The following is a 25,608-nucleotide window of genomic DNA, read 5'->3' as shown; positions in this document are numbered from 1 at the left end:
TGGCTGCTCAGGAAGCTGCCAGCTCCGCCAGCAACTCGGCCTCGCGTGCATGTTGCAGGGCCTGGATCACGTCGCCCAGATCGCCTTCCATCACGGCCAGCAGCTTGTACAGCGTGAGGTTGATGCGGTGGTCGGTGAGGCGGCCCTGGGGAAAGTTGTAGGTGCGGATGCGGTCGCTGCGGTCGCCCGAGCCGATCAGGCCCTTGCGCATGGCGGCTTCCTTGGCGGCCCGCTCGCTGCGTTCCTTTTCCTGGATGCGGGCCTGCAGCACCTGCAGGGCCTTGGCCTTGTTGCTGTGCTGGCTGCGGCCGTCCTGGCATTCGGCCACGATGCCCGTAGGCAGGTGGACCACGCGCACGGCGGAGTCGGTCTTGTTGATGTGCTGGCCGCCGGCACCGCTGGCGCGAAAGGTGTCGATGCGCAGATCGGCGGGATTGAGCGTGATGGCCTCGGCCTCGTCGGGCTCGGGCATCACGGCCACGGTGCAGGCGCTAGTGTGGATGCGGCCCTGGGTTTCGGTGGCGGGCACACGCTGCACGCGGTGGCCACCCGACTCAAAGCGCAGCGCGCCGTACACATTGTCGCCCTCGATGCGCAGCACCACTTCCTTGTAGCCGCCGATTTCGTTTTCGCTGGCGCTCATCACTTCCACCTTCCAGCCCACATTGGCGGCGTAGCGGGTGTACATGCGGGTCAGGTCGCCGGCAAACAGGGCCGATTCGTCGCCGCCCGTGCCGGCGCGGATTTCGACAAAGGCGGGGCGCGCATCGTCGGGGTCCTTGGGCAGCAGCAGGCGCTGCAGTTCGTCCTCGAGCTTGATCAGCTCGGCCTCGCCGCTGCCGATCTCTTCCTGAGCCATTTCGGCCATGTCGGGGTCGTCCAGCATTTCACGCGCGGCGGCGATGTCGGCTTCGGTCTGCAGGTAGCGGGTGTAGCGACTGGCAATGGCCGTCACATCGGCATGTTCGCGCGAGATGGTGCGGTACTGCTTCATGTCGCCCATGATGTCTTCGCGCGAGAGCAGAAAATCCAGCTCCTGCAGGCGTTGGGCATAGCGTTCGAGCTGGTTGCGCAAAAAGTCTTGCATAGGGGGTACCGAGGGCTTGGGAAAGGTGAAGGGGCTCACCTTTGTGGAGTCAGGGAAGAGGGAGGGCAGGCCACGGTCGGGCCTTGCGCTGCGCGAGGACGGCAGCGACCAAGCGGGCGAGCGTCGCTAAAGCTTGCTGGGGTTGCGGCTGGCGCGCAGGAACAGGCGGGAGACGGTGTCCGCCGTCTGGGCGCGCTCTTCGGCATCGCCCTTGTGCAGCTCGGCCATGGTGCCGTGCAGCATTTTCTGTGTCAGGCCGCGCGAGAGCGCTTCCAGCACGGTATCGATGTCTTCGCCCTTGGCCAGCAGCTTTTTGGCGCGGGCAATTTCCAGCGCACGCCATTCGTCGGCCTGGGCATTGACCTGCTGGATCAGCGAGACCGCGCCACCCACGGGATTGCGCTGGTCCATCCACTGCATAAAGCTCTGCACGCCGGTGTCGATGATGACTTCGGCCTGTTGCACTGCGGCCTGGCGCTGGGCCTGACCGGTGCGCACGACGGTTGCCAGATCGTCCACGGTATAGAGATAGACGTCGTTGAGGTCTTTGACCTCGGATTCGATATCGCGGGGCACGGCCAGATCGACCATGAAGATGGGGCGGCGCTTGCGCTTCTTGAGAGCGGACTCCACGGCACCCAGGCCGATGATGGGCAGGGTGGATGCCGTGCAGCTGATGATGGCGTCGTACTCGTGCAGATGCTCGGGCAGGTCGGCCAGACGCATGGTGCCGGCGCCGAACTGGGCGGCGAGCTTCTCGCCGCGCTCCATGGTGCGGTTGGCGATGGTGATCTGCCTGGGGTTGCGGGCGGCGAAGTGGGTGGAGACCAGCTCGATCATCTCGCCCGCGCCCACGAAGAGCACGCGAATCTTGCTGAGGTCTTCGAACAGCTGGCCGGCCAGGCGCACGGCAGCGGCAGCCATGGAGATGCTGTGCGCGCCGATCTCGGTGGAGCTGCGCACTTCCTTGGCCACGGCAAAGCTGCGCTGGAACAACTGGTTGAGCGTGGTGCCCAGGGCACCCGCAGTCTCGGCCGCGCGCACGGCGTTCTTCATCTGGCCGAGGATCTGCGCCTCGCCCAGCACCATGGAGTCCAGTCCCGAGGCCACGCGGAAGGCGTGGCGGGCGACCGAGCCATCCTGCAGCAGATACGAGTGCTGGCGCAGCAATTCAGGCGCCACGCCGCCGCTGTTGGCCAGCCAGTGCATGGTGTGATCCATGGCGGGGGCGTCGGCAGCGCAGTAGATCTCGGTGCGGTTGCAGGTGGAGAGGATGGCGGTTTCCACGGCGCTGTGAGCCCGGCCAGCGTGGGACAGGGATGCGCGCAGGCCTTGCAGCGTCGGCGCGATCTGATCGAGCGCGAACGCAAAACGGCCCCGCATATCGAGCGGAGCCGTGTGGTGATTGATACCTAAAGCCCAGACTGCCATAACAGGGGATTATAAAATTTAGTACCGAATTGGGCACCCCCCGGGCTCAAAGCCTTGGAATCGATTGTTGCCATGGATTTTGTTGCGAGCGTTAATCATTTACTCAACTTCCTCGCCCCTGCGTTTTTTCTCGCTCTGGGCCTGGCAATCTGTGCTCGCTTTTTAAAGCAAAACAAGGCTGGAGCCCAATCCTTTATTGCGCAGGTAGCTATTAATTTCATATTGGGTGTAGCGGTTTTACTGCTCAGTCTCTGGCTGTTTTCACGCGACGGCAAGATGCTCGCTTATGCCGCACTGGTCTGCACAAGTGCCTGCTGCCAGTGGGTGCTTTCCCGAGCCTGGCGCTGATTGGCGTACCGGCCGGAAAGCTGTTTTGCGTGAAATCTTGATCTGACTCAAGAGTGCCTGTTGTATTCGCGCCAGTGTCTGGCCAGGCCTCAGTCGCTGACGGCCCTGGGCCCGGCCTGCTCCAGTATCCAGCTGCGAAACTGCTTCAAGGTCTCCGTGGGGGGGCGGTTGCCTTGCTGGCACAGAAAGTAGCCGCGTTCGATATGCACCGGCGCATCCAGCGCCAGAGCCACGCGGCCCGAGGCCAGATCTTCTTCCACCAGGCAGCGCTGTACCATGGCCACACCCATGCCCGCGGCCACGGCCTGCACCAGCAAGGCCACGGTCTCAAAGTCCGCGACCGGGGCGGGGCAGGGCTGGCTCAGGCCCCGGGCCTGCATCCAGCTGGCCCAGTTGCCCGGGTAGTTGGTGTGGAATAGCAGCGGGCGGCTCAGCAAATCCTGCTCGCTGCGGATGGGGTTCGGTCCCTGCAGCTCGCGCGGGTGGCAGATGGGGATGAGGTCGCGGCCGATTACATACTCGGCCTCCACGCCCGCCGGCCATTGCTGGCTGCCGACGCGAATCCAGGCATCGATCTCCGGCGCATTGAGCGAATCGTCGCGCCGATAGGGCGCGAAGGAAAGCATGATTTGCGGATGACGGCGGTTGAAGTCGGGCAGGCGCGGAATCAGCCAGTGGCTGAACAGCGTGGGAATGACCGACAGGCGCAGCTGCGGCCCGTGGCGGCGCCTGCGGGCGGCGGCCGACGCGGCCTCTATCGCCATCACGGCAGGCTCTATCGCCTGCAGATAGTCCTGTCCTGCCGCGGTCAGCGCGTTGCGTCTGCCCAGGCGCTCGAACAGGGCAAAGCCCAGATGCTCCTCAAGCCTGGCAATGGCCCGGCTGATGCCGCCTTGCGTCACGTACAACTCCTGCGCGGCGAGCGAGTAACTGCCCAGGCGGGCGGCTGCGGCAAAGGCGTGAAGTTCGGACAGGGACGGAGAGTGCATGCGCATGACGGCTTGAATTATGACGGCTGGTAATACTTGCGTGCCGTCTTGTCGCTTTTCGTGGTGCGGCCTGCGGCACAGAATGAAAAAAAGGTTGGAGTGCCAAATCCTGCGCCCTTCGACCGACTCATAACCAGTCAAGGAGAAGCCGCATGGCTATTCGTCGTACCGTTCTGTCATCCATTGCCGCCTGCGCCGCAGCCGCCGCGCTGTCCCCCGCGTTCGCTGCGAATGCAGCAGCGGACTACCCCAATCGCCCTATCCGCCTGATCGTGCCCTTTGGAGCCGGTGGCTCCACCGACATGGTGGCGCGCCTGCTGGCCGACAAGATGGGCCAGATACTGGGCAAGGCCGTGGTGGTGGACAACCGTGGCGGAGCCGGCGGCTCCATCGGCGCTTCGGAAATTGCCAAGGCCGCTCCCGACGGCTACACCATCGGCATGGCCACGGTGTCCACCCATGGCTCCAACCCTGCCATCTTCCGCAAGCTGCCCTATGACGCGATCAAGGACTTTGCTCCCATCACCAATGTGATGAGCGTGCCCAGCGTGTTCGTGGTGAACGCCAGCGTGCCTGCCAAGACCATGAAGGAATTCATCGCGCTGGCCAAGGCCAACCCCGACAAGTACACCTTTGCCTCACCGGGCACGGGTTCGCTGGGACATGCCAATATCGAGAACTTCATGAACCTGGCCGGTATCCAGCTGCTGCACATTCCTTACAAGGGAGCGGGCCAGGCGATTACCGATGCACTGGGCGGACAGGTCAATGCCATGACGGACAACCTGCCTTCGACCCTGCCGCATATCAAGGCCGGCCAGCTGCGTCCCCTGGCCGTGCTGGCCCTCAAGCGCAGCGATGTGCTGCCCGATGTGCCCACCTATACCGAGCTGGGCTACCCCCAGATGGGTGACGGCGGCTGGTTCGGCCTGGTGGCGCCTGCGGGCACACCCAAGCCCATCATCGACAAGCTCAATGCTGCGGCACACAAGGTCATGGCTTCGCCCGACTATCTGGAAAAGCAGAAGTCCATCTCCGGCGAGTCCATGGGCAACACGCCCGAGCAGTTTGCCAAGCAGATCAAGACTGCGATCGAGCGCTACACGGCCGTGGCCAAGCGCGCCAATATCAAGCTGGACTGATGAAGGCTTCAATGTCTGTGCCTGATTTTCTCCAAGCCAGACCGGCCGAGCCTGTGCTGGTGCACCCGGCCCGGGGCGAGGTTCTGCCCATAGTCTGCGACTCGCCGCACAGCGGCACGGCCTATCCCGAGGATTTCGGTGCCGTCGTGCCCATGAGCCTGCTGCGCCGTGGCGAGGACACGCATGTGGCAGCGCTCTGGGACCGCTGGCCCGAGTTCGGCGCCACATTGCTGGAAGCGACTTTTCCTCGTACCTATGTCGACCCCAATCGCAACGAGTCCGACCTGGACCCCGCGCAGATCGAGGGCGAATGGCCGGTGCCGCTGTCGCCCAGCATCAAGACCCAGCAGGGGCTGGGCCTGATCTGGCAGCGCATCAGCAAGGCCGGCGTGGCCACGCCCCTGTATGAGCGCAAGCGCACCGTGGCCGAGGTCCAGCACCGTATCGAGCGCTACTGGCGCCCCTATCACGCGGCGCTGGCGCAGGCCATCGACGACAGCGTGGCTCGTTTCGGAGCCGTGTGGCACCTGAATCTGCACTCCATGCCCAACGATGTGTACCAGCGACTGGGACGCAGCGATGCGCCGCCGCTGGCCGACTTCGTGCTGGGCGACCGCGACGGCACGACCTGCGCGCCCGAGTTCATCCATCTGGTGGGCGATACGCTCAAGGGCTTCGGCTACAGCGTGGCCTACAACGAGCCCTACAAGGGCGTGGAGTTGATCGGGCGCATAGGCCAGCCGCAGCTCAATCGCCATTCGATGCAGATCGAGATCCGTCGCCCCGTCTATATGGACGAGGACACGCGCGAACCGAATGCCGGCTTCGAGCCGCTGCGCGCGCATTTTGCCGAGCTCATGCAGGTGCTGGCGGACTATGTGCGCCAGCAGATGGCCAGGGGCTGAAACCTTTGCGTCCTGACAGGCCCGGCATTGCCGGGCTTTTTTAATGTCACGGCCAAATGTCAAAAAACTGTGGCGAGGATGCCGCGATTGAGGGATTCCTTATCGAAGCTGCTATCAGAATCAGTTACGCTCGCAGGCTGGTGTCATCGTATGTCTGATGTAACAACACGCGTCTAGGAATCGTACCGGAATGAAGTTCACTCCCATCGCAGCGCTGGTCATGTCGAGTCTGGCGGCCTTTGCCCAGAGCGCATCCGCGCAAACCGGTGCGGAAGGTCGCATGAATTTTTTGCGCGATTCCAGAGCCGCCACATCGGGCCCCCAGTTTGAATTCAGCCGTCTGCAATACGGCCCGCTGCCGATTGCAGGCTCGCGCGTAGCCTCCACGGCCGGTCCGCTGCAGGCGGCCGAGCGCGGCGATGCCAAGGCGCAGAACCAGCTGGGCGAGATGTATGTGCATGGACAGGGCGTGCCCCAGAATGCCGCCACGGCCGCGCAATGGTTCCGCAAGGCCGCGGCCCAGGGACATGCGGGTGCCCAGAACAGCCTGGGGGCGCTGTATGCCAACGGCCAGGGCCTGCCGCAGAACTATCGCGAGGCCGCCCAGTGGTATGGCCGCGCGGCGCAGCAGAGCAATGCCGTGGCCCAGTACAACCTGTCCCACCTCTATCAGGAAGGTCTGGGCGTGCCCCAGAGCTTCAGCACCGCAGCCCAGTGGCTGGAAAAATCTGCCGCTCAAGGCCATGTGACGGCCCAGTTCGAGCTGGGCCAGCGCTACCTCAAGGGCAATGGCGTGGCCGTGAACTACATGACGGCTGCCGATTGGTTCAAGAAAGCGGCCGATCAAGGCCATGCGGAAGCGCAGAACCAGCTGGGCTCCATGCTGTCCGACGGCGTGGGCGTGAAGCTGGACCCCGTGCAGGCCGCTCAGTGGCTGCAGCGCGCTGCCGAGCAGGGCGATGCCAGGGCCCAGAACAGCCTGGGCCGCATGTATATGGATGGCGTGGGTGTCCCGCGCGACTACAAGCTGGCGGCTTCCTGGTTCCAGAAGAGCGCCGAGCAGTGGAATGCCGACGGCCAGAACCATCTGGGTCGTCTGTATCTCTACGGTCTGGGTGTGGAGCAAAGCCCTGCCTATGCGGCGCAATGGTTCCAGCGCGCGGCCGACCAGAATCATGCCGATGCCCAGTACAACCTGGGCACCATCTATGCCGAAGGCCTGGGCACGCCCCAGAACTACGGCACGGCTCTGCAGTGGTATCAGAAGGCGGCCGAGCAAGGCCATGCAGCTGCCATCAACAACGTGGGCACCTTGTACGCCGAAGGCCGTGGCGTTGCGCAGAACTATGCGACGGCCATGCAGTGGTTCCGCCGCGCGGCCGACAAGGGCGATGCCTCGGCCCAGTTCAACCTGGCGCGTCTGTATGCCGATGGCCAGGGCAGTGCCGCCAGCCCCGCTCAGGCGATGAAGTGGTATGCGGCGGCAGCCGAGCAAGGCCATTCCGGTGCGCAGAACCGCCTGGGCGTGATGTACGCCGAAGGCCAGGGCGCTGCGCGCGACTACGGCAAGGCCGTGCAGTGGTATCAGCGTGCGGCCGAACAGGGCGATGCCGCGGCCCAGTACAACCTGGGCATGGTCTATGCACAGGGCCAGGGTGTGGCGCGTGACAATGCCAGGGCCTACTTCTGGTACAACCTGGCGGCCATGGAGCTGGGCGGCGATGCCGCCAAGCGCCGTGACGAAGCGGCCAACAAGCTCACCATTGCCCAGGTGGCCGAGCAGCAGAACAAGGCCTTGGCCTGGCAGCCCAAGCGCTGATTGCCGCCTGGCACTCTGGCACACAAGCGCTTCCCTCGAGAAGCGCTTTTTTATGCCGGCCGGCTCTCGCCATGGTTCAAATCATGGCTCGAATGCAGCGATCCAGCGCAGGCTGGCTGCCAGATCAGCCTGCCCGGACAGCGCTTTGTGCGGCCGGTGATTTCTAAAACCAAGGAGACAACAATGAACAAGACTTCAATGAACATGCTGGCCGGCCTGATGGCTGGCGCAGGCCTGCTTTTGTCCGCGGGCGCACAGGCTCAGGACGCCTTTCCCACCAAGCCGATTCGCATCGTGCTGGGCTTCCCCGCCGGCGGCCCGCTGGACCAGCATGCCCGTCTGCTGACCGACAAGCTGCAGGGCGTGCTCGGTCAGCCGCTGGTGGTGGATTACAAGCCCGGAGCGGGCGGCTCGGTGGGGGCGCAGGACGTGATGCGCTCGCCCGCCGACGGCTACACGCTGATGCTGGCCAATACCGGCGTGATGGTCATCAACCCTGCGCTCTACAGCAAACTGCCCTACAACACGCTCAAGGATTTCACGCCGATTGCCCGCACCGCCATGCAGCCGCTGGCGCTGCTGGTCAATAACAAGGTGCCGGCCAAGACGCTGACCGAGTTCACGAGCTATGCCAAGGCCAACCCCGGCAAGATCAACTTCGGCTCGGCCGGCAACGGCGGCATCAGCCATCTGGTGCCCGAGATGTTCAAGAGCGCCGCAGGCGTGGACCTGGTGCACATTCCCTACAAGGGCAGTGCGCCTGCGTTCACCGATCTGATCGGCGGCCAGGTGCAGTTCATGGCCGAGAGCATTCCTCAGGCTGCGGCCTATCACAAGCAGGGCAAGGTGCGCGCTCTGGCCGTGACCAGCAAGGAGCGCAACCCCGCGCTGCCCGAGGTGCCGACCGCCATCGAGTCCGGCCTCAAGGGCTTCGAGGTGGTGGGCTTCTATGGCTTCCTCGCGCCTGCCGGTCTGCCCAAGGAGGTGACGGCCAAGCTCAGCAATGCCTTCCAGCAGGTGATGAACATGCCCGACGTGAAGAGCCGCATGGTGGAGCAGGGCGCCGACCCGGCCTTCCTCGGCTCTGAAGCCTTCGGCAAGTTCCTGGCCGGCGAGACGCCGCGCTGGGCGGCAGCCGTCAAGGCCTCCGGCACGAAACTGGATTGACACCCCCTGAGGCCCTTGCGCGGCCGCCCTGATTTGTCAGTGCCAGTATTGGAGGTGGTGAACGCAAAAAAGCCCGGTCACTTTGGGTGGCCGGGCTTTTGTTTTGCTATGGGTATCGAAGCTGTTTGCGATTGATTTGAAAGGAATCCAGCATTGATTGATGCTGAAATTCAAGGTGGATCTGCGTAAGCAGCTACTGATTTACAGCTGATCGCCTGTCTGCGCGGGGCTGAACATATCCACGCGGTCGGTGATGATGCCGTCCGTGCCCAGGTCGATCAGGCGTTGTGCGGCCCATTGGTCGTTGACGGTGTAGCTGCTGCAGTAGAGGCCTGCGCCATGCACCTTGGCCACCAGCTCGGGTGTCCACAGCGCATGGTTGAGCACCATGGCGCTGCAGTCCAGCTCCAGGGCCAGCTTCAGGTCGGCGTCGCCGCTGGCGTCGGCCAGCTTGTCCACCAGCAGGCCGCGCGGAATATGGGCTGCGGTCTCGCGGGCGCCCTTGAGCGATTCGGACTTGAACGAGGTGAACAGCGGCTGTACCTCGGTTTGCGGCCAGATGCGCTGCATCAGCTCGCCGCAGGCGCGGCCGGTTTCCAGTTCCTGGCCCGGGGTCGGCTTGATTTCCACATTCAGGTGCAGATGGTTGGCCAGGCACCAGCGTGCCAGGGCCTCCAGCGTGGGCAGGGCTTCGCCCGCATAGGCGCGCGAGTGCCAGCTGCCGGCGTCGAGCTGGGCGATCTCTCCCATGCTCAGTGCGCCGCCAATGCCGTGGCCGTTGGTGGTGCGCTCCAGCGTGGCGTCATGCATCAGAAACAGCACGCCGTCCTGGCTGAGCTTGGCATCGCATTCAAAAAAGCGGTAGCCATGTTGCGCGCCCAGACGGAAGGCGCTCATGGTGTTCTCAGGTGCCAGCTTGCCGGCGCCGCGGTGGGCCACCCAGCGGGGATAGGGCCAGGGTTTCAAAGCAGTAGTCATGATCAATCCAACAAAGGTTTGCGGCTCAACACTTTTCTGCGAGTTTGGCGCTGCGCCTGGAGCAGGCAGCATTCAAACAGGAGACACCGAGGAAGGGCCGCCCCGCACCGAGGGTGTCGTCCCCCTCCGGCACTCGCGCCAGAGAGGGGGAAGCGGCGAAGCCGCTCAGGGGGTGTTTCGATTTATACGCGTTTGCCGGTTTCGGCGTTGAACCAGTGCAGGCGGTCTTCGCGTGCCGAGATGCGGGCCGTTTCACCGGGCTTGGGATAGGGCTTGCCTTCTTCCACGCGCACGGTGACGTCTTCGTCGCCCACCTTGCCGTAGAGCAGGCGTTCGGCGCCCAGCAGTTCCACGGTCTGGACCTTGAACTCCACGCCGCCGGCTTCCACCAGGTCGATATGCTCGGGACGGATGCCCAGGATCATGCCGGGCTTGCCGTTGGGCGAGTGCTTGAGCAGGTTCATGGGAGGAGAGCCGATGAAACCAGCCACAAAGGTGGAGGCGGGCGTGTGATAGACCTCTTCGGGCGTGCCGAACTGCTCCACATTGCCGCCGTTCATCACCACCATGCGCTGGGCCAGGGTCATGGCCTCGACTTGGTCATGGGTCACGAACAGGCTGGTGATGCCCAGCTCGGCGTGCAGCTTCTGGATTTCCAGGCGGGTCTGGCCGCGCAGCTTGGCGTCCAGATTGGACAGGGGTTCGTCGAACAGAAAGACCTGGGGCTGGCGCACGATGGCGCGGCCCATGGCCACGCGCTGGCGCTGGCCGCCGGAGAGCTGGCGCGGCTTGCGGTCCAGCAGATGGCTCAGCTCCAGAATCTTGGCAGCCTTGTCCACGCGGCGCTTGATCTCGTCCTCGGGCACCTTGGCGAGCTTCAGGCCGTAGGCCATGTTCTCGTAGTTGCTCATATGGGGGTAGAGCGCGTAGTTCTGGAACACCATGGCGATATTGCGCTTGGCGGGCTCCAGGTCGTTGACCTTGTTGCTGCCGATCAGCAGGTCACCGTCGGTGATTTCTTCGAGGCCGGCAATCATGCGCAGCAGGGTGGACTTGCCGCAGCCCGAGGGGCCGACCAGCACGATGAATTCGCCGTCGTTGATTTCGACGTTGATGCCGTGGATGACGGGTACGGCGGACTTGCCGGAGCCGTAGCGCTTGACGATGTTCTTCAGGGAGATGGATGCCATGAGAGGTATTCCAGGTATTCGTTCAATGGGTCAAAAGAAGGTGGTGGAGGCAGTGGGGGCGAGCTTTATTTCTCGGTATCCACCAGGCCTTTGACAAACCACTTTTGCATCAGCATCACCACGGCTGTCGGGGGCAGCATGGCCAGAATGGCGGTCGCCATCACAATGTTCCAGTCCACGGCGGCTTCACCGCCGGCCAGCATGCGCTTGATGCCGATCACCACGGGGTACATGTCTTCCGAGGTGGTCATCAGCAGCGGCCACAGGTACTGGTTCCAGCCGTAGATGAACTGGATCACGAACAGCGCGGCAATCGAGGTCTTGGACAAGGGCACCAGGATGTCCTTGAAAAAGCGCATGGCGCCGGCGCCGTCGATGCGCGCGGCCTCCACCAGCTCGTCCGGCACGGTCAGGAAGAACTGACGGAACAGGAAGGTGGCGGTTGCCGAGGCAATCAGGGGAAGGGTCAGGCCGGCGTAGCTGTTGAGCATGCCCAGCTCGGCCACGACCTTGTAGGTGGGCAGGATACGCACTTCCACGGGCAGCATCAGCGTCAGGAAAATCGCCCAGAAGCAGACCATCTTGAACGGGAAGCGGAAGTAGACGATGGCAAAGGCCGACAGCAGCGAGATAGCGATCTTGCCCACGGTGATGACCATGGCCACGACAAAGCTCACCCACATCATCTGCACGACATTGGTGTTGGAGCCGAGCTTGCCCGAACCGAGCAGGGCTTCGCGGTAGTTTTCCCACATATGCGAGCCGGGCAGCAGCGGCATGGGGGACTGCACGATGGCGTCCGCAGTATGGGTGGATGCGACCAGCGCCAGATACAGCGGAAAGGCCACGATGGCCACGCCCAGCAGCAGCACGGCGTGGGAGATGAAGGCAAGCCAGGGATTACGATCGACCATGATCAGTACTGCACTTTCTTTTCAACATAGCGGAACTGGATCACAGTCAGCACGACAACAATCAGCATCAGGATCACGGACTGGGCTGCGGAGCCGCCCAGGTCCAGCGCCTTGAAGCCGTCCTGGTAGACCTTGTAGACCAGAATCGATGTCGACTGGCCGGGGCCGCCCTGCGTGGCTGCATCAATGATGCCGAAGGTGTCGAAGAAGGCGTAGACGACGTTGATCACCAGCAGGAAGAAGGTGGTGGGCGAGAGCAGCGGCAGCTGGATGTTCCAGAAGCGGCGCCATGGGCCGGCACCGTCGATGGACGCGGCTTCGATCAGTGCCTTGGGAATGGACTGCAGCCCGGCGAGGAAGAACAGGAAGTTGTAGGAAATCTGTTTCCACACCGAGGTGATGACGATCAGGGCCATGGCCTGGTTTTCGTTCATCAGATGGTTCCATTCATAGCCCAGCTTGCCCATGTAATGGGTCACCACACCGATGGAGGGCGAGAACATGAAGACCCACAGCACGCCTGCGATCACGGGAGCCACTGCGTAGGGGATGATCAGCAAGGTCTTGTAGACCATGGCAAAGCGGATGATGCGATCCGCAAAGATGGCCAGAGCCAGCGAAACGGCAATGCCGACGCCGGCCACCAGCACGGAGAACAGTGCTGTGCGCTTGAAGGAATTCAGATAGGTGGGGTCGGCGAACAACTGGCGGAAGTTGTCCAGGCCAACCCATTCGGTACTCATGCCGAACGCGTCTTCCATCTGGAATGACTGGAGCACAGCCTGACCGGCGGGCCAGAAGAAGAAGATGCCGATGATCAGTAGCTGGGGGGCGATCAGCACCCAGGGAAGCCACTTGGATCGGAAAAGAACGCGTTTTTCCATGAGGAGTTACAAATAAAAAAACCGCCGGAGCCTGGGTGCAGTCAACGGGGTATTTGGGGGTGCAGAGCCTTGTTTGAAGGCCCCGCAGGCCTTGGCGGCACCCTTGCGGGTGCCTGGAGGGTTTACTGTTTGTAGGAGCGCTCGAAGCGAGCCAGCAGTTCGTTGCCGCGGCTCACGATGGAGTCCAGCGCCTGCTTGCCGGTCTTCTTGCCTGCCCACACCTGTTCGAGTTCTTCGTCCTCGATGGTACGGATCTGCACGTAGTTGCCCAGACGGATGCCGCGCGAGTTGTCGGTCACCTTGCGGATCATCTGCGTCACGGCGGTGTCGGTGCCGGGGTGCTTGGCGTAGAAGCCGGACTTTTCGGTCAGGTCATAGGCCGCCATGGTCACGGGCAGGTAGCCGGTGCGCTGGTGCGAAGCGGCCTGCACCTTGGTCTGCGACAGGAACTCGAAGAACTTGGCCACGCCCTTGTACTCTTCGGCCTTCTTGCCTGCCATGACCCACAGCGAAGCGCCGCCGATCACGGTGTTCTGGGGAGCGCCCTTGACATCGGGGTAGTAGGGCAGGGGAGCCAGGGCGTAGTTGAACTTGGCGTTCTTGGCCACGTCGCCGTAGAAGCCGGACGAAGTCTGGATCATGGCGCACTCACCGGCGGTGAACGAAGCCTGGGAAGTGGAGGCACGACCCTTGTAGACAAACTCGCCAGCCTTGGCTGCTGCGGCCAGGTTGTCGATGTGCTTGACGTGCAGAGGCGAGTTGATCTTCATGCGCGCCTTGTAGCCGTTGGCGCTCAGACCGTTGTGCTCGGTGGCGAATTCCACGTTGTGCCAGGTGGAGAAGGACTCCAGCTGGGTCCAGCCTTGCCATGCCAGGGTCATGGGGCAGCTGTGGCCGCTTTCCTTGAGCTTCTTGGCGGCAGCAAAGACTTCGGGCCAGGTCTTGGGGGCGACGTCGGGGTTCAGGCCGGCCTTCTTGAAGGCGTCCTTGTTGTAGTAGAAGATGGTTGTCGAGCTGTTGAAGGGGAAGCTCAGCATCTGGCCGTTGGGGGCCGTGTAGTAACCGGCCACGGCGGGGATATAGGCCTTGGGATCGAAAGCGACGCCGGCGTCATGCATCACCTTGCCCACGGGCACGGTCGCACCCTTGGAAGCCATCATGGTGGCGGTACCCACTTCAAACACCTGCAGGATGTGAGGGGCGTTGCCCGAGCGGAAGGCTGCAATCGCGGCCGTCATGGATTCGTCGTACACGCCCTTGAACGTGGGCACGACCTTGTAATCCTTCTGGCTTTCGTTGAACTGCTTGGCCAGGTCATTGACCCACTCGTTATTCACGGCAGTCATCGAGTGCCACCATTGGATTTCGGTGACGGCTTGTGCCGAGAAAGTAGTAGCGGCGACGGCGGCGGCCATGGCCAGTTGCTTGAATTGCATGAAGGCTCCTCTAACGATCGTTGACGAAATATGCGGTGATGCACACTAAGTCATCCGTATGACATATGGATGTCATTGTTTGCATGGGCAACGCGCCGCACCATGGGCAGAACCCGCAGTCACAAGCCTTTGTATGACGATCCGGTGACATTTGATGGTGCGCGAAGCTGCGCCATTCTAGGTCAACGGCATTTCGTTTGTTGTTGGTAGTCTTTCGTATTGAGTTGTTTTTGATTCGGAAATGTATGATTTTTGTCTAAATAGCCTATGAAAGATTCATCTACCCTTTGGCTGCGTGCAGCGGTGAACGGGTTCGCAGCGCCTTTGTGCACTGTCATTCAGCGAATCGCCGGGGAAATGTCGGTGGGGCTTGCTGCTTTGGCGATAGCAGGGCTGGCCACTCAGAACCCATAGCAAAGCATGGCTGAGCCTCCGTCGCTTAAAATCGTCATCCCACTGGCTTAGGGGCGCCACACAGAGGGCGCCCGACACGGTCTACCCCCATGAATGTACCGATTGCGTTGGCTGCCGCCCTCCAGGCCCAGGCTGCCGAACCCGCACGACTGCGCGAGATTCCCTATAACTACACATCGTTCTCTGACCGTGAGATTGTGATTCGTCTGTTGGGCTCATCCATGTGGGATGTGCTCAATCAGCTGCGTCAGGAACGCCGTACCGGCCGATCTGCCCGCATGCTCTACGAAGTGCTGGGGGATATCTGGGTTGTGCAGCGCAATCCCTATCTTCAGGACGACCTGATCCACAACCCCGACCGCCGCAAGTCGCTGGTCGAGGCGCTGGAGCACCGCCTGGCCGAGATCGACAAGCGCCGCGAGCCCAACGAGGATGCGCTGCGCGATCAGCTGGTGGGTCAGCTGGTGGAAGCGGCCCACCGCGCCGTGCATGAATTCAACGCCACTTTTGTCGAGGCCGAGCAGCTGCGCCGCCGCGCGCAGAAGACGCTGCGTCGCTATACCGCCAAGGACAACATCAAGTTCGACGGTCTGTCGCGCGTGGCCCATGTGACCGATGCGACCGACTGGCGCGTCGAATACCCGTTTGTCGTGCTGACGCCCGATACCGAAGCCGAGATGGCCGGCCTGGTCAAGGGCTGCATCGAACTCGGTCTGACCATCATTCCGCGAGGAGGCGGTACCGGATACACGGGCGGCGCCATTCCTTTGACCTGGCGCTCGGTGGTCATCAACACCGAGAAGCTGGAAGCGCTGACCGAAGTCGAGATGCGCATGATTCCCGGCGTGGATCACGAAGTGCCCACCATCTACTCCGAAGCCGGTGTGGTGACCCAGCGTGTGGCCGATGCGGCCGAGCGCGGCGGCTTTGTGTTCGCCGTGGATCCGACCTCCATCGAGGCCTCCTGCATAGGCGGCAATATCGCCATGAACGCGGGCGGCAAAAAGGCCGTGCTCTGGGGTACTGCCCTGGACAATCTGGTGTCCTGGCGCATGGTCACGCCCGATGCGCAATGGCTGGAGGTCACACGCCTGGATCACAACCTCGGCAAGATCCATGATGCCGAGATGGCCTGTTTCGAGCTGAAGTACTTCGAGGCGGACGGCAAGACCCATGTGCGCACCGAGCGCCTGGACATCCCCGGCCACACCTTCCGCAAGGAAGGCCTGGGCAAGGACGTGACCGACAAATTCCTCTCGGGCCTGCCCGGCATCCAGAAGGAAGGCACGGACGGCCTGATCACCAGCGCGCGCTGGGTGGTGCACCGCATGCCGGCGCATACGCGTACCGTTTGCATGGAATTCTTCGGCAATGCCAAGGATGCCGTACCCTCCATCGTCGAGATCAAGGACTATATGTTCGCCGAGCAAAAGCGCTCGGGCGTGCTGCTGGCCGGCCTTGAACACCTGGACGACCGCTACCTCAAGGCCGTGGGCTACGCGACCAAGAGCAAGAAGGGCAACGGCCGTCTGCCCAAGATGGTGCTGCTGGGCGATATCGCCGGTGACGATGCCGACGAAGTGGCCCGCGTGGCTGCCGAGGTGGTGCGCATCGCCAATTCGCGCAACGGCGAGGGCTTTACCGCCGTCAGCGCCGAGGCGCGCAAGAAGTTCTGGCTGGACCGCAAGCGCACGGCAGCGATCTCGCGTCACACCAACGCCTTCAAGATCAACGAAGACGTGGTGATTCCGCTGCCGCGCATGGCCGAGTACACCGATGGCATCGAGCGCATCAATATCGAGCTGTCGCTGCGCAACAAGCTCAAGCTCTGCGACGAGCTGAGCGGCTTTTTCAAGCACTCCGATCTGCCCCTGGGCAAGAGCGACGATGCCGGCGACATCCCCAGTGCCGAACTGCTGGAGGACCGCGTGCAGCAGGCCCTGGCGCTGGTGGCCGAGGTGCGCGAGCTCTGGCAGGGCTGGCTGGACGGCGTGGCCACGCTGTTCCCCGAGCTGCAGGATCACCGCCTGCGTGCGAGCTGGAAGACCCAGCTCAAGGAGCCGCTGTCCAAGATTTTCGCGGGCGCTGCCTTCCAGCCGCTGCGCGAGTCCGTCAACGAGATTCACCAGACGGTGCTCAAGGGCCGTGTCTGGGTGGCCCTGCACATGCACGCCGGCGACGGCAATGTGCACACCAACATCCCCGTCAACTCCGACGACTATGAAATGCTGCAGACCGCGCACGAAGCCGTGGCCCGCATCATGGAGCTGGCGCGCAGTCTGGACGGCGTGATCTCGGGCGAGCACGGCATCGGCATCACCAAGCTGGAATTCCTCTCGGATGCCGAGCTGGCTCCGTTTGCCGATTACAAGAAGCGTGTGGACCCCGAAGGCCGCTTCAACAAGGGCAAGCTGATCCGCAACGAAGAGTGGGATGCCCTGGCGCACCAGAGTCACGACGGTCGCTCGCCGCGCGAGTCGCTGATGTTTGCCGATCTGACCAATGCCTACACGCCCAGTTTCGGCCTGATGGGTTATGAATCCATCATCATGCAGCAGTCGGACATCGGCGCCATCGCCAACTCCGTCAAGGACTGTCTGCGCTGCGGCAAGTGCAAGCCCGTGTGCGCCACCCATGTGCCGCGCGCCAATCTGCTGTACTCGCCGCGCAACAAGATCCTGGCTACCTCGCTGCTGGTGGAGGCCTTCCTCTACGAAGAGCAGACACGCCGTGGCGTCTCCATCAAGCACTGGCAGGAATTCGAAGACGTGGCTGACCACTGCACGGTCTGCCACAAGTGCTTCAACCCCTGCCCGGTCAAGATCGACTTCGGCGACGTGACCATGAATATGCGCAATCTGCTGCGCAAGATGGACAAGAAGAGCTTCCGTCCCGGCAACAAGCTGGCCATGGCCATGCTCAATGCCACCAACCCCGACACCATCAAGTTCATGCGCACGGCCATGGTGGGTGTGGGCTTCAAGGCCCAGCGCCTGGCGGCCGACGTGCTGGGGGCTGTCGCCAAGAAGCAGACCGCACATCCGCCCGCATCTGTGGGCACGGCTCCCATCAAGGAGCAGGTGATTCACTTCATCAACAAGAAGCTGCCCGGTGGTCTGCCGACCAAGACGGCGCGCGCCTTGCTGGATATCGAAGACAAGGACTACGTGCCTATCATCCGCGACCCGCAGGCCACCAAGTCGGACACCGAGGCAGTGTTCTACTTCCCCGGCTGCGGCTCGGAGCGCCTGTTCAGTCAGGTGGGTCTGGCCACGCAGGCCATGCTCTGGCATGCCGGCGTGCAGACCGTGCTGCCGCCCGGTTATCTGTGCTGCGGCTATCCCCAGCGCGGTTCGGGCCAGTTCGACAAGGCCGAGAAGATGATCACGGACAACCGTGTGCTCTTCCACCGTGTGGCGACCACGCTCAACTATCTGGACATCAAGACCGTGGTGGTGAGCTGCGGTACCTGCTATGACCAGTTGCAGGGCTACCAGTTCGACAAGATCTTCCCCGGCTGCCGCATCATCGACATCCACGAATATCTGCTCGAAAAGGGCATCACGCTGCAGAACAAGGGTGCTTACCTGTACCACGACCCCTGCCATACGCCCATGAAGCAGCAGGACCCGATGAAGACCGTCAAGGCCTTGATGGGCGACAACGTGCTCAAGAGCGAGCGCTGCTGCGGCGAATCCGGCACGCTGGGGGTGACGCGTCCCGATATCTCCACGCAGATCCGTTTCCGCAAGACCGAGGAGATCCGCAAGGGCGAGGCCGCGCTGCGCGACAACGGTCAGCTCGGCGCCCAGGACAACGTCAAGATCCTGACCAGCTGCCCCAGCTGCCTGCAAGGCCTGAGCCGCTATGGCAACGATCTGAACAACGGTCTGCTCGAAGCCGACTACATCGTGGTCGAGATGGCGCGTGACATTCTGGGCGAGAACTGGATGGCCGAGTATGTCAATCGCGCCAACCAGGGCGGTATCGAGCGTGTGCTGGTGTGATGCACCCTGAGTCGCTCCGCGCCTTTCCCAAGGGAGGCCGGGGCGGTCCTGCCTCGGTGTCTCCGGCCTATGCTGGGGTCACATCGAGAAGCATTGCAATGGAGATTTCAGATGCTGGTTGAAAATTGTCCTCTGTGTGCAACCGATGGCGGCGCATTGATCTGGAACGGTGAGAAGCTGCGCGTGATCCGCGCAGCGGAAGCTGGCTTTCCGGCCTTCTATCGCGTGGTCTGGAATGAGCATGCGGCCGAGTTCTCGGATCTGAGCGCGGCGGATCGCATTGTCTGCATGGATGCCGTGGCCCTGGTGGAGCGCGTGCTGCGCGAGCAACTGGCTCCAACCAAGATCAACCTGGCGGCTCTCGGTAATATGGTGGCGCATCTGCACTGGCATGTGATTGCGCGCTATGACTGGGACAGCCACTTTCCCGCTTCGGTCTGGGCAGCGGCCCAGCGCGAGCGCAATGAAGAGCGCGAAGCTGAGATCGCCCGCCAGCTGCCGCAGGTGGATGAAGTGCTGCAAAAGGCGTTGGCCCTCTGGGCCGCGTGATGTTTTTCATCTCCGTCGGGAGATTCAAAGGGCAGCTTGAGGCTGCCCTTTTATGCATTGATTAGGAGAGAACCATGGCAGGACTGCAAGCCAATACTCCCACCCCCCAGTCATTGACCGTGCATGGCGCATCGCGCGTGCTGGAGGTTTCTTATTCGGACGGCAAGACTTTCCGCATCCCGTTCGAGTTGCTGCGCGTGTACTCGCCCTCGGCCGAGGTGCAAGGCCATGGCCCGGGCCAGGAAGTGCTGCAGACCGGCAAGCGCGATGTGGGCATCAACACCATAGAGCCGGTCGGCAACTACGCCATCAAGCCCTTCTTCAGCGATGGGCACGAAAGCGGTCTGTACACCTGGGAATACCTCTACCAGCTGGGCAGCCAGCAGGATGCTCTGTGGCAGCAATATCTGCAGCGCCTTGAAGAGGCCGGGATGGAGCGCGACACGCCCATGCCCGAGAAGGGCGCCGGCGGTCATGGCTGCAGCGTGCATTGAGCTTTGACTCCCAGGGGCTTGCATGTCGGCTCAAAAGCCGGCAGCAACGTCCCGTACACGCCACATAGCCCATGCGTACGGTACAGGGTTATTGAGGCTGGTGCTATATTTCCAATAGCTGGCAGCGCATGTGAAATAAGCGCTCAAGGCGAATTCTTTCAAAAAACCATAGTGCTTCAAAGCCTGTAGCCATACGGGGTTGTCGCTGTACGCGCAAGCACTGCCTGCTTAGCATTCTTTGTTATGAGCTCCACACACTTCGGATTCCAGACTGTTGATGAAAGCGAGAAGGCATCGCGCGTACGCGGTGTGTTCGACTCCGTGGCTTCCAAGTACGACGTCATGAACGACGTGATGTCGGGCGGTCTGCACCGTGCCTGGAAGGCTTACACGCTGATGGTGGCCAACCTCAAGGAAGGCGACAAGGCGCTGGATATCGCAGGCGGCACAGGAGATCTGTCCCTGGCTTTTTCCAAGAAGGTGGGCGCCAGCGGTCAGGTGGTGCACACCGACATCAATGAAGCCATGCTGCGCGTGGGGCGTGACCGTTTGACCGACAAGGGCGTGATCCTGCCCACGCTGGTCTGCGATGCTGAGAAGCTGCCCTTCCCCGACAACTATTTCGATCTGGTCAGCGTGGCCTTCGGTCTGCGCAATATGACGCACAAGGATGCAGCGCTCAAGGAAATGAACCGTGTGCTGCGTCCCGGCGGCAAGCTGCTGGTGCTGGAGTTTTCCAAGGTGGCCAAACCGCTGGAGAAAGTCTATGACTGGTACTCGTTCAAGATTTTGCCGACCATGGGCAAGATGATTGCCGGCGATGCCGAAAGCTATCGCTATCTGGCGGAGTCCATCCGCATGCACCCAGGCCAGAAGGAGCTCAAGGCCCTGATGCAGCAATGCGGCTTTGGCCATGTGGACTATCACAACATGACAGGAGGCGTCTGTGCCTTGCATGTGGGAATCAAGTGTTAAGTGCGCCCTGTGCGCAGATTTGTAGCGACTTTCTATAAGAAGGGAGATGAGATGAAGAAACTTTGGTCAATCGCCTTGGTGGCAATGCTGGTGGTGGCACATGGTCAGGCCGATGCAAAACGCATGGGCGGTGGCTCATCGTTCGGCAAGCAGTCGGGCAACGTCACTCAACGCGAAGCGTCTCGTGCTCCCGCTCAGAATACCCAGCAGGCTCCGCAGCAGAGTGCGGCGCAGCAAAACCGTGCTGCTCCGCCTGCAGCGGCTCCGGCCGCTGCACCCAAGAAACCATGGGGCGCCATGCTGGGCGGCCTGGCCGCAGGCCTGGGCCTGGCCTGGCTGGCCAACTCGCTGGGCATGGGCGAAGCCTTTGCCAATATGCTGATGTTCGGTCTGCTGGCCATGGTGATCATGGTGGTGGTCGGCATGATCATGCGCCGTCGCAAGGCAGCGCCTGCCGTGCAGAGCACCAGCAGTCCATTCGCCTTTCAGGGCGCAGGCAATCTGGGCGGTGATGTGAATGCACCTCAGGCACGCCAGTACAACCCCGAAAAAGTGGGCAATGACGCGTCGGCTCGTCCTTGGGAACAGAACCATATTCCCGAAGCCGCAGCTGCAGCTGGCGGCTCCATGATCGGCTCTGCCCTGTCGGGTTCGCAGAACTGGGGCGTGCCTGCAGACTTCGATGCCGAAGGCTTTCTCACGGCAGCCAAGCGCAACTTCGTGACGCTGCAGTCGGCCTGGGACAGGTCCGACATCACCACTCTGCGCTCCATGATGACCGACGAGATGCTCGCGGAAATCCGCAGCCAGCTGTCCGAGCGCGAGAGCCAGCGTGCCGGTGAACCCAACCACACCGACGTGTTGATGATCGATGCGCAACTGCTGGGCATCGAAGATCTGGGCAATGGCTATATGGCCAGCGTCGAGTTCTCCGGCATGATCCGCGAAGAGGCATCGGCAGGCCCCAGCCCCTTCCGTGAAGTCTGGAACATGACCAAGCCCAAGAGTGGCACCAGCGGCTGGCTGGTGGCAGGCGTGCAGGCGCTGCAATAAGCGCCGCAGGAGGAGATTGCTCGCGGCCCATGCAAGGGGCACCGAGCAAGGGCCGCCCCGCAGCGATGGTGCCGTCCCCCTTGGGGGGAAGGCGCAAAGCGCCACAGGGGGGAATCAATTTCATGAATAATCGGGGACTATGGCAACACAGTCCCCTTTTTCTTTTCTGGGCGGTCTCGTCGAACGCGTGATGGCCGGTCCCCAAGCTCCCGAATGGCTGGTGAGTGAAATGCACCAGCGTCTGGTGCTTTTCCTCAATCACGTGCTGATGCAGGAAAAAGAGGCCATGGACCGCCTCGTGCGCCAGAAGGGGCGTATTGCGCGCGTGCAATGGCGCCAGTATTCGGTCGCCTTGCTGGTCACCCCTGCTGGCCTGTTCGACGTGGCTCCTGCGGAGGCCGCACCCGATCTGATGCTGGAAGTCACCGAGACCTCTCCTCTGTCGCTGGCTCAGACGGCCTTGCGTGGCGACAAGCCCAGCATTCGCATCGAAGGCGATGTGCAGTTTGCCGCCGAGATCAATTGGCTGGTGGATAACGTCAAGTGGGATGTGGAGGAAGATCTGGCTCGCCTGATTGGCGATGTGCCGGCCCACACCATTGGCAAGGTGGCACGCACGGCCGCACAGGGGCTGCGTCAGTTCGTCGGCGCACGCATGGGCAGCAAGTCTGCCTCTGCTGCCGATGTCGCCAATCCTGCCGGCACGGCACCCGTGGCAGCCATGCCCGGGGCCGATTACACACAGCCATGAGCCGCTTTCTGCGGGGCTGGGCCATCCTCTGGGTGGTGTTTCGTTATGGACTCGATGAGCTGGTGCTCTCCGGGATTCCCCATCCGCGCCTGCGCAGCCTGCGCGGCGTGCTGACCTTTGGCCGCAAGCTGGACAAGCCACGTGGCGTGCGCCTGCGCGAAGCGCTGGAAGAGCTGGGACCCATCTTCGTGAAGTTCGGTCAGGTGCTGTCTACGCGCAGCGACCTGATGCCGCCCGATGTGGCCGAGGAACTGGCCAAGCTGCAGGACCGCGTGCCGCCGTTCGATTCCCAGATCGCGGTGGACACCATTGAGCGTTCCTTTCGCAAGCCGCTGGAGCAGATCTTCATCAGCTTCGAGCGTGAGCCCGTGGCCAGCGCGTCCATCGCCCAGGTGCACTTTGCCAGGGTTCGCGACAAGGCTGGCGTCGAGCACGATGTCGCCGTCAAGGTGCTGCGCCCGGGCATGAAGTCCGTGATCGACAAGGATCTGGCACTGATGCACATGATGGCGAGCTGGCTGGAAAAGCTCTCCCATGATGGCAAGCGCCTCAAGCCCAAGGAAGTGGTTGCCGAGTTCGACAACTATCTGCATGACGAGCTGGACCTGATCCGCGAAGCCTCCAATGCCGCGCAACTGCGCCGCAATATGGAAGGGCTGGATCTGGTGCTGATCCCTGAGATCCACTGGGATTACTGCCACACCGATGTGATGGTGATGGAGCGCATGAAGGGCGTGCCCATCAGCCAGGTCGAGCGCCTGCGCGAAGCCGGCGTGGACATCCCCAAGCTGGCGCGCGATGGCGTGACCATCTTCTTTACCCAGGTGTTCCGCGACGGCTTCTTTCATGCCGATATGCACCCGGGCAACATCATGGTCAGCCTGGAGCCCGATACCTTCGGACGCTATATCTCGCTGGACTTCGGCATCGTCGGCACGCTGACCGAGTTCGACAAGGAATATCTGGCGCAGAACTTCCTGGCCTTCTTCCGCCGCGACTACAAGCGCGTTGCCGCCTTGCATGTGGAAAGCGGCTGGGTGCCTGCCACGACACGCGTCGAGGAGCTGGAAGCAGCCATCCGCGCCGTCTGCGAACCTTATTTCGACCGGCCGCTGGCCGAAATCTCGCTGGGCATGGTGCTGATGCGCCTGTTCCAGACCTCGCGCCGTTTCCAGGTCGAGATCCAGCCCCAACTGGTGCTGCTGCAAAAGACGCTGCTCAATATTGAAGGCCTGGGGCGTCAGCTCGACCCCAACCTCGATCTGTGGAGCACGGCCAAGCCGTTTCTCGAGAAATGGATGCTGGACCAGATGGGGCCGCAGCGCCTATGGCATGAGCTGCAGGCACAGGCGCCGCGCTACGCCAAGATTCTGCCCGACATTCCGCGCGTGCTGCACCAGTATCTGTCCAGGCACGGAGCCGGCAATGACAGCGAGACCCTGCTCAAGGAGCTGCTGCAGCAGCAGAAAACGACCAACCGTCTGCTGCAGGCCATCCTCTGCGGCGGCATCGGTTTCGTCATCGGTCTGGTGGTGCTGCAGGTTCTGCTGCGCATCCGTTTCTGAGCTTTCCCTTTCTCTAGAGTTCGAGGAGTGCCAGCGTGCTGCTCTCATTGGTGATCGTCTACCTGCTTGTGACCATCGGCATCGGCCTGTGGGCCGCCAGACGCGTGAAGAACACGGCGGACTTCGCCATTGCCGGCCGTCATCTGCCGCTCTACATGATCATCACCACCACCTTTGCGACCTGGTTCGGGTCCGAGCTGGTGCTGGGCGTGCCAGCCAAGTTCATCGAAGGCGGTCTGCATGCGCTGGTGGAAGACCCGTTTGGCGCGGGCATGTGCCTGATTCTGGTCGGGTGCTTTTTCGCGGCCAAGCTCTACCGCATGAATCTGCTGACCATCAGCGACTACTACCGCTCGCGCTATGGCCGGACTATCGAGGTGGTCTGCTCGCTGATCATCATGCTCAGCTATCTGGGCTGGGTCTCGGCCCAGGTCACGGCGCTGGGCCTGGTGTTCAACCTGCTCTCGGGCGGTGTCGTCAGTATTCCCATGGGCATGACGATAGGCGTGCTCTCGGTGCTGGTCTACACCCTGTTCGGCGGCATGTGGTCAGTGGCCGTGACGGATTTCGTGCAGATGATCATTCTGGTCGCAGGCCTGCTGATACTGGCCTTTTTTGCCGGTGACATGGCGGGCGGTGCGGGCAAGGTGGTCGATCTGGCCACCAGCCGCGATCTCTTCAAGTTTCTGCCAGAGCCCTCGCTGCATGAAATCGTTTTCTTCATAGGCGCTGCCGTGACCATGATGCTGGGCTCGATTCCGCAGCAGGACATCTTCCAGCGCGTGATGTCGGCTGACACCGAAAAATCGGCCGTGCGTGGCACCATCATCGGCGGTGCCTGCTATGTGATCTTTGCCTTCGTACCCATGTTCCTGGTGGCCAGTGCGCTCATCATCATGCCCGCCGAAGCAACGGCCCTGCTGGCCGATGATCCGCAGAAGGTGCTGCCTACCCTGGTGATGGACAAGATGCCGTTTGCCATGCAGGTGCTGTTCTTCGGCGCGCTGCTCTCGGCCATCAAGTCCTGCGCGTCGGCCACCTTGCTGGCTCCCAGCGTGACCTTCACCGAGAACATCTGGCGCCAGTTCCGACCCTACACCACGGACAAGGAAAACCTCAGGACCATGCGCATCAGCGTGCTGGTGTTCGCGGCCTGCGTGCTGGCCTATTCGATCATCATGGAAGGCACACCCATCTATGAGCTGGTCGCCAGTGCCTATCAGGTGCCGCTGGTGGGGGCCTTCGTGCCGCTGGTGTTCGGCCTGTACTGGAAGAGGGCCACCACCCAGGGCGCCATCAGCGCCGTGGCGCTGGGCATCGGTGTGTGGCTGGTCTTCATGGTCACGCCCGCGCTCAACCAGGCTTTTCCACAGCAGCTGGCTGGTCTTTTGGCTGCGGTTGCCGGCATGCTGGCAGGCTCGCTGCTGCCGCAGTGGATCAGCAACCATCACCGTGAAATAGAGTCCTTTGTCGAGATCAAGGCTTGAGAGTGCAAACCGGCTGCACCGGG

At 62.3% G+C, this 25,608-nt stretch carries 21 protein-coding genes; 13 read left to right on the top strand and 8 right to left on the bottom strand.

Annotated elements, in window-relative coordinates:
- Nucleotides 1-7: 7 nt before the first annotated feature.
- Entirely contained in the window at nucleotides 8-1,087 is a 1,080-nt protein-coding gene (prfA, locus tag EIC84_RS06715; protein WP_003058512.1) for a peptide chain release factor 1, read from the bottom strand.
- A 126-nt stretch (nucleotides 1,088-1,213) separates the two neighbouring features.
- Nucleotides 1,214-2,518 carry a glutamyl-tRNA reductase gene (gene hemA, locus EIC84_RS06710; RefSeq protein ID WP_012837115.1) on the bottom strand — a complete coding sequence of 435 codons (1,305 nt, stop codon included), beginning with the start codon at nucleotides 2,516-2,518 and terminating at the stop codon, nucleotides 1,214-1,216.
- Between the two features lie 72 nt (nucleotides 2,519-2,590).
- On the opposite strand from hemA, the gene EIC84_RS06705 reads away from it, so the two are divergent.
- Complete coding sequence (locus tag EIC84_RS06705) at nucleotides 2,591-2,866, top strand: hypothetical protein (RefSeq protein WP_003065972.1); 276 nt, start codon at nucleotides 2,591-2,593, stop codon at nucleotides 2,864-2,866.
- Nucleotides 2,867-2,955: 89 nt separating this feature from the next.
- Here EIC84_RS06705 and EIC84_RS06700 read toward each other — a convergent pair whose 3' ends face one another.
- Nucleotides 2,956-3,861, bottom strand: coding sequence for a LysR substrate-binding domain-containing protein (locus EIC84_RS06700; RefSeq protein ID WP_003065974.1), 906 nt, complete (start codon nucleotides 3,859-3,861; stop codon nucleotides 2,956-2,958).
- Between the two features lie 146 nt (nucleotides 3,862-4,007).
- On the opposite strand from EIC84_RS06700, the gene EIC84_RS06695 reads away from it, so the two are divergent.
- The 4 genes from EIC84_RS06695 (at nucleotide 4,008) to EIC84_RS06680 (ending at nucleotide 8,888) form a co-directional block, all read left to right on the top strand.
- Nucleotides 4,008-4,997, top strand: coding sequence for a tripartite tricarboxylate transporter substrate binding protein BugE (locus tag EIC84_RS06695; protein ID WP_003058506.1), 990 nt, complete (start codon nucleotides 4,008-4,010; stop codon nucleotides 4,995-4,997).
- A gap of 11 nt (nucleotides 4,998-5,008) precedes the next feature.
- On the top strand, nucleotides 5,009-5,902 hold the full coding sequence (locus EIC84_RS06690; protein WP_003065977.1) for an N-formylglutamate amidohydrolase: 894 nt from the start codon (nucleotides 5,009-5,011) through the stop codon (nucleotides 5,900-5,902).
- Nucleotides 5,903-6,092: 190 nt separating this feature from the next.
- Nucleotides 6,093-7,721, top strand: coding sequence for a tetratricopeptide repeat protein (locus EIC84_RS06685; RefSeq protein WP_003065979.1), 1,629 nt, complete (start codon nucleotides 6,093-6,095; stop codon nucleotides 7,719-7,721).
- Between the two features lie 183 nt (nucleotides 7,722-7,904).
- Nucleotides 7,905-8,888: a tripartite tricarboxylate transporter substrate binding protein gene (locus EIC84_RS06680; protein WP_192810452.1), complete on the top strand. Its 984-nt coding sequence runs from the start codon at nucleotides 7,905-7,907 to the stop codon at nucleotides 8,886-8,888.
- Nucleotides 8,889-9,089: 201 nt separating this feature from the next.
- On the opposite strand, the gene ugpQ is transcribed toward EIC84_RS06680, so the two are convergent.
- The 5 genes from ugpQ to ugpB all read right to left on the bottom strand — a co-directional run bounded on the left by ugpQ (nucleotide 9,090) and on the right by ugpB (nucleotide 14,290).
- Entirely contained in the window at nucleotides 9,090-9,866 is a 777-nt protein-coding gene (gene ugpQ, locus EIC84_RS06675; RefSeq protein WP_034362157.1) for a glycerophosphodiester phosphodiesterase, read from the bottom strand.
- A 182-nt stretch (nucleotides 9,867-10,048) separates the two neighbouring features.
- On the bottom strand, nucleotides 10,049-11,056 hold the full coding sequence (locus tag EIC84_RS06665) for a sn-glycerol-3-phosphate import ATP-binding protein UgpC (protein ID WP_003065985.1): 1,008 nt from the start codon (nucleotides 11,054-11,056) through the stop codon (nucleotides 10,049-10,051).
- A 65-nt stretch (nucleotides 11,057-11,121) separates the two neighbouring features.
- On the bottom strand, nucleotides 11,122-11,970 hold the full coding sequence (ugpE, locus tag EIC84_RS06660; protein ID WP_003065986.1) for a sn-glycerol-3-phosphate ABC transporter permease UgpE: 849 nt from the start codon (nucleotides 11,968-11,970) through the stop codon (nucleotides 11,122-11,124).
- Between the two features lie 2 nt (nucleotides 11,971-11,972).
- Nucleotides 11,973-12,854, bottom strand: a complete 882-nt coding sequence (ugpA, locus tag EIC84_RS06655) for a sn-glycerol-3-phosphate ABC transporter permease UgpA (RefSeq protein ID WP_003065988.1) — start codon at nucleotides 12,852-12,854, stop codon at nucleotides 11,973-11,975.
- A gap of 122 nt (nucleotides 12,855-12,976) precedes the next feature.
- Nucleotides 12,977-14,290: a sn-glycerol-3-phosphate ABC transporter substrate-binding protein UgpB gene (ugpB, locus tag EIC84_RS06650; protein ID WP_003065990.1), complete on the bottom strand. Its 1,314-nt coding sequence runs from the start codon at nucleotides 14,288-14,290 to the stop codon at nucleotides 12,977-12,979.
- A gap of 503 nt (nucleotides 14,291-14,793) precedes the next feature.
- On the opposite strand from ugpB, the gene EIC84_RS06645 reads away from it, so the two are divergent.
- From EIC84_RS06645 to EIC84_RS06610, 8 genes are all read left to right on the top strand, one after another.
- Nucleotides 14,794-18,711 carry an FAD/FMN-binding oxidoreductase gene (locus EIC84_RS06645; RefSeq protein ID WP_034357568.1) on the top strand — a complete coding sequence of 1,306 codons (3,918 nt, stop codon included), beginning with the start codon at nucleotides 14,794-14,796 and terminating at the stop codon, nucleotides 18,709-18,711.
- A 111-nt stretch (nucleotides 18,712-18,822) separates the two neighbouring features.
- On the top strand, nucleotides 18,823-19,260 hold the full coding sequence (locus EIC84_RS06640) for an HIT family protein (RefSeq protein WP_003065994.1): 438 nt from the start codon (nucleotides 18,823-18,825) through the stop codon (nucleotides 19,258-19,260).
- A 74-nt stretch (nucleotides 19,261-19,334) separates the two neighbouring features.
- Nucleotides 19,335-19,754: a gamma-butyrobetaine hydroxylase-like domain-containing protein gene (locus EIC84_RS06635; RefSeq protein WP_003065996.1), complete on the top strand. Its 420-nt coding sequence runs from the start codon at nucleotides 19,335-19,337 to the stop codon at nucleotides 19,752-19,754.
- A gap of 243 nt (nucleotides 19,755-19,997) precedes the next feature.
- A complete protein-coding gene (ubiE, locus tag EIC84_RS06630; RefSeq protein WP_003065997.1) occupies nucleotides 19,998-20,729 on the top strand; it encodes a bifunctional demethylmenaquinone methyltransferase/2-methoxy-6-polyprenyl-1,4-benzoquinol methylase UbiE in 732 nt (243 codons plus the stop codon).
- A gap of 51 nt (nucleotides 20,730-20,780) precedes the next feature.
- Nucleotides 20,781-21,782, top strand: a complete 1,002-nt coding sequence (locus EIC84_RS06625) for a Tim44 domain-containing protein (protein WP_034362179.1) — start codon at nucleotides 20,781-20,783, stop codon at nucleotides 21,780-21,782.
- A 139-nt stretch (nucleotides 21,783-21,921) separates the two neighbouring features.
- Nucleotides 21,922-22,533 (top strand): hypothetical protein, encoded by a 612-nt coding sequence (locus tag EIC84_RS06620; protein WP_003065999.1) that lies wholly within the window; start codon nucleotides 21,922-21,924, stop codon nucleotides 22,531-22,533.
- Nucleotides 22,530-24,098, top strand: coding sequence for a ubiquinone biosynthesis regulatory protein kinase UbiB (gene ubiB / locus EIC84_RS06615; RefSeq protein WP_003066001.1), 1,569 nt, complete (start codon nucleotides 22,530-22,532; stop codon nucleotides 24,096-24,098). The genes EIC84_RS06620 and ubiB overlap by 4 nt, the downstream gene beginning before the upstream one ends.
- A gap of 35 nt (nucleotides 24,099-24,133) precedes the next feature.
- Complete coding sequence (locus EIC84_RS06610) at nucleotides 24,134-25,585, top strand: sodium:solute symporter family protein (protein WP_003066003.1); 1,452 nt, start codon at nucleotides 24,134-24,136, stop codon at nucleotides 25,583-25,585.
- Nucleotides 25,586-25,608 lie beyond the last annotated feature (23 nt).

Origin of the sequence: Comamonas sp. A23 (genome assembly GCF_004522605.1) — a bacterium.
GTDB lineage: Bacteria > Pseudomonadota > Gammaproteobacteria > Burkholderiales > Burkholderiaceae_C > Comamonas > Comamonas thiooxydans.
Note: the sequence above shows the minus strand (reverse complement) of the source record. Positions and strands in the feature narration are given on the sequence as shown.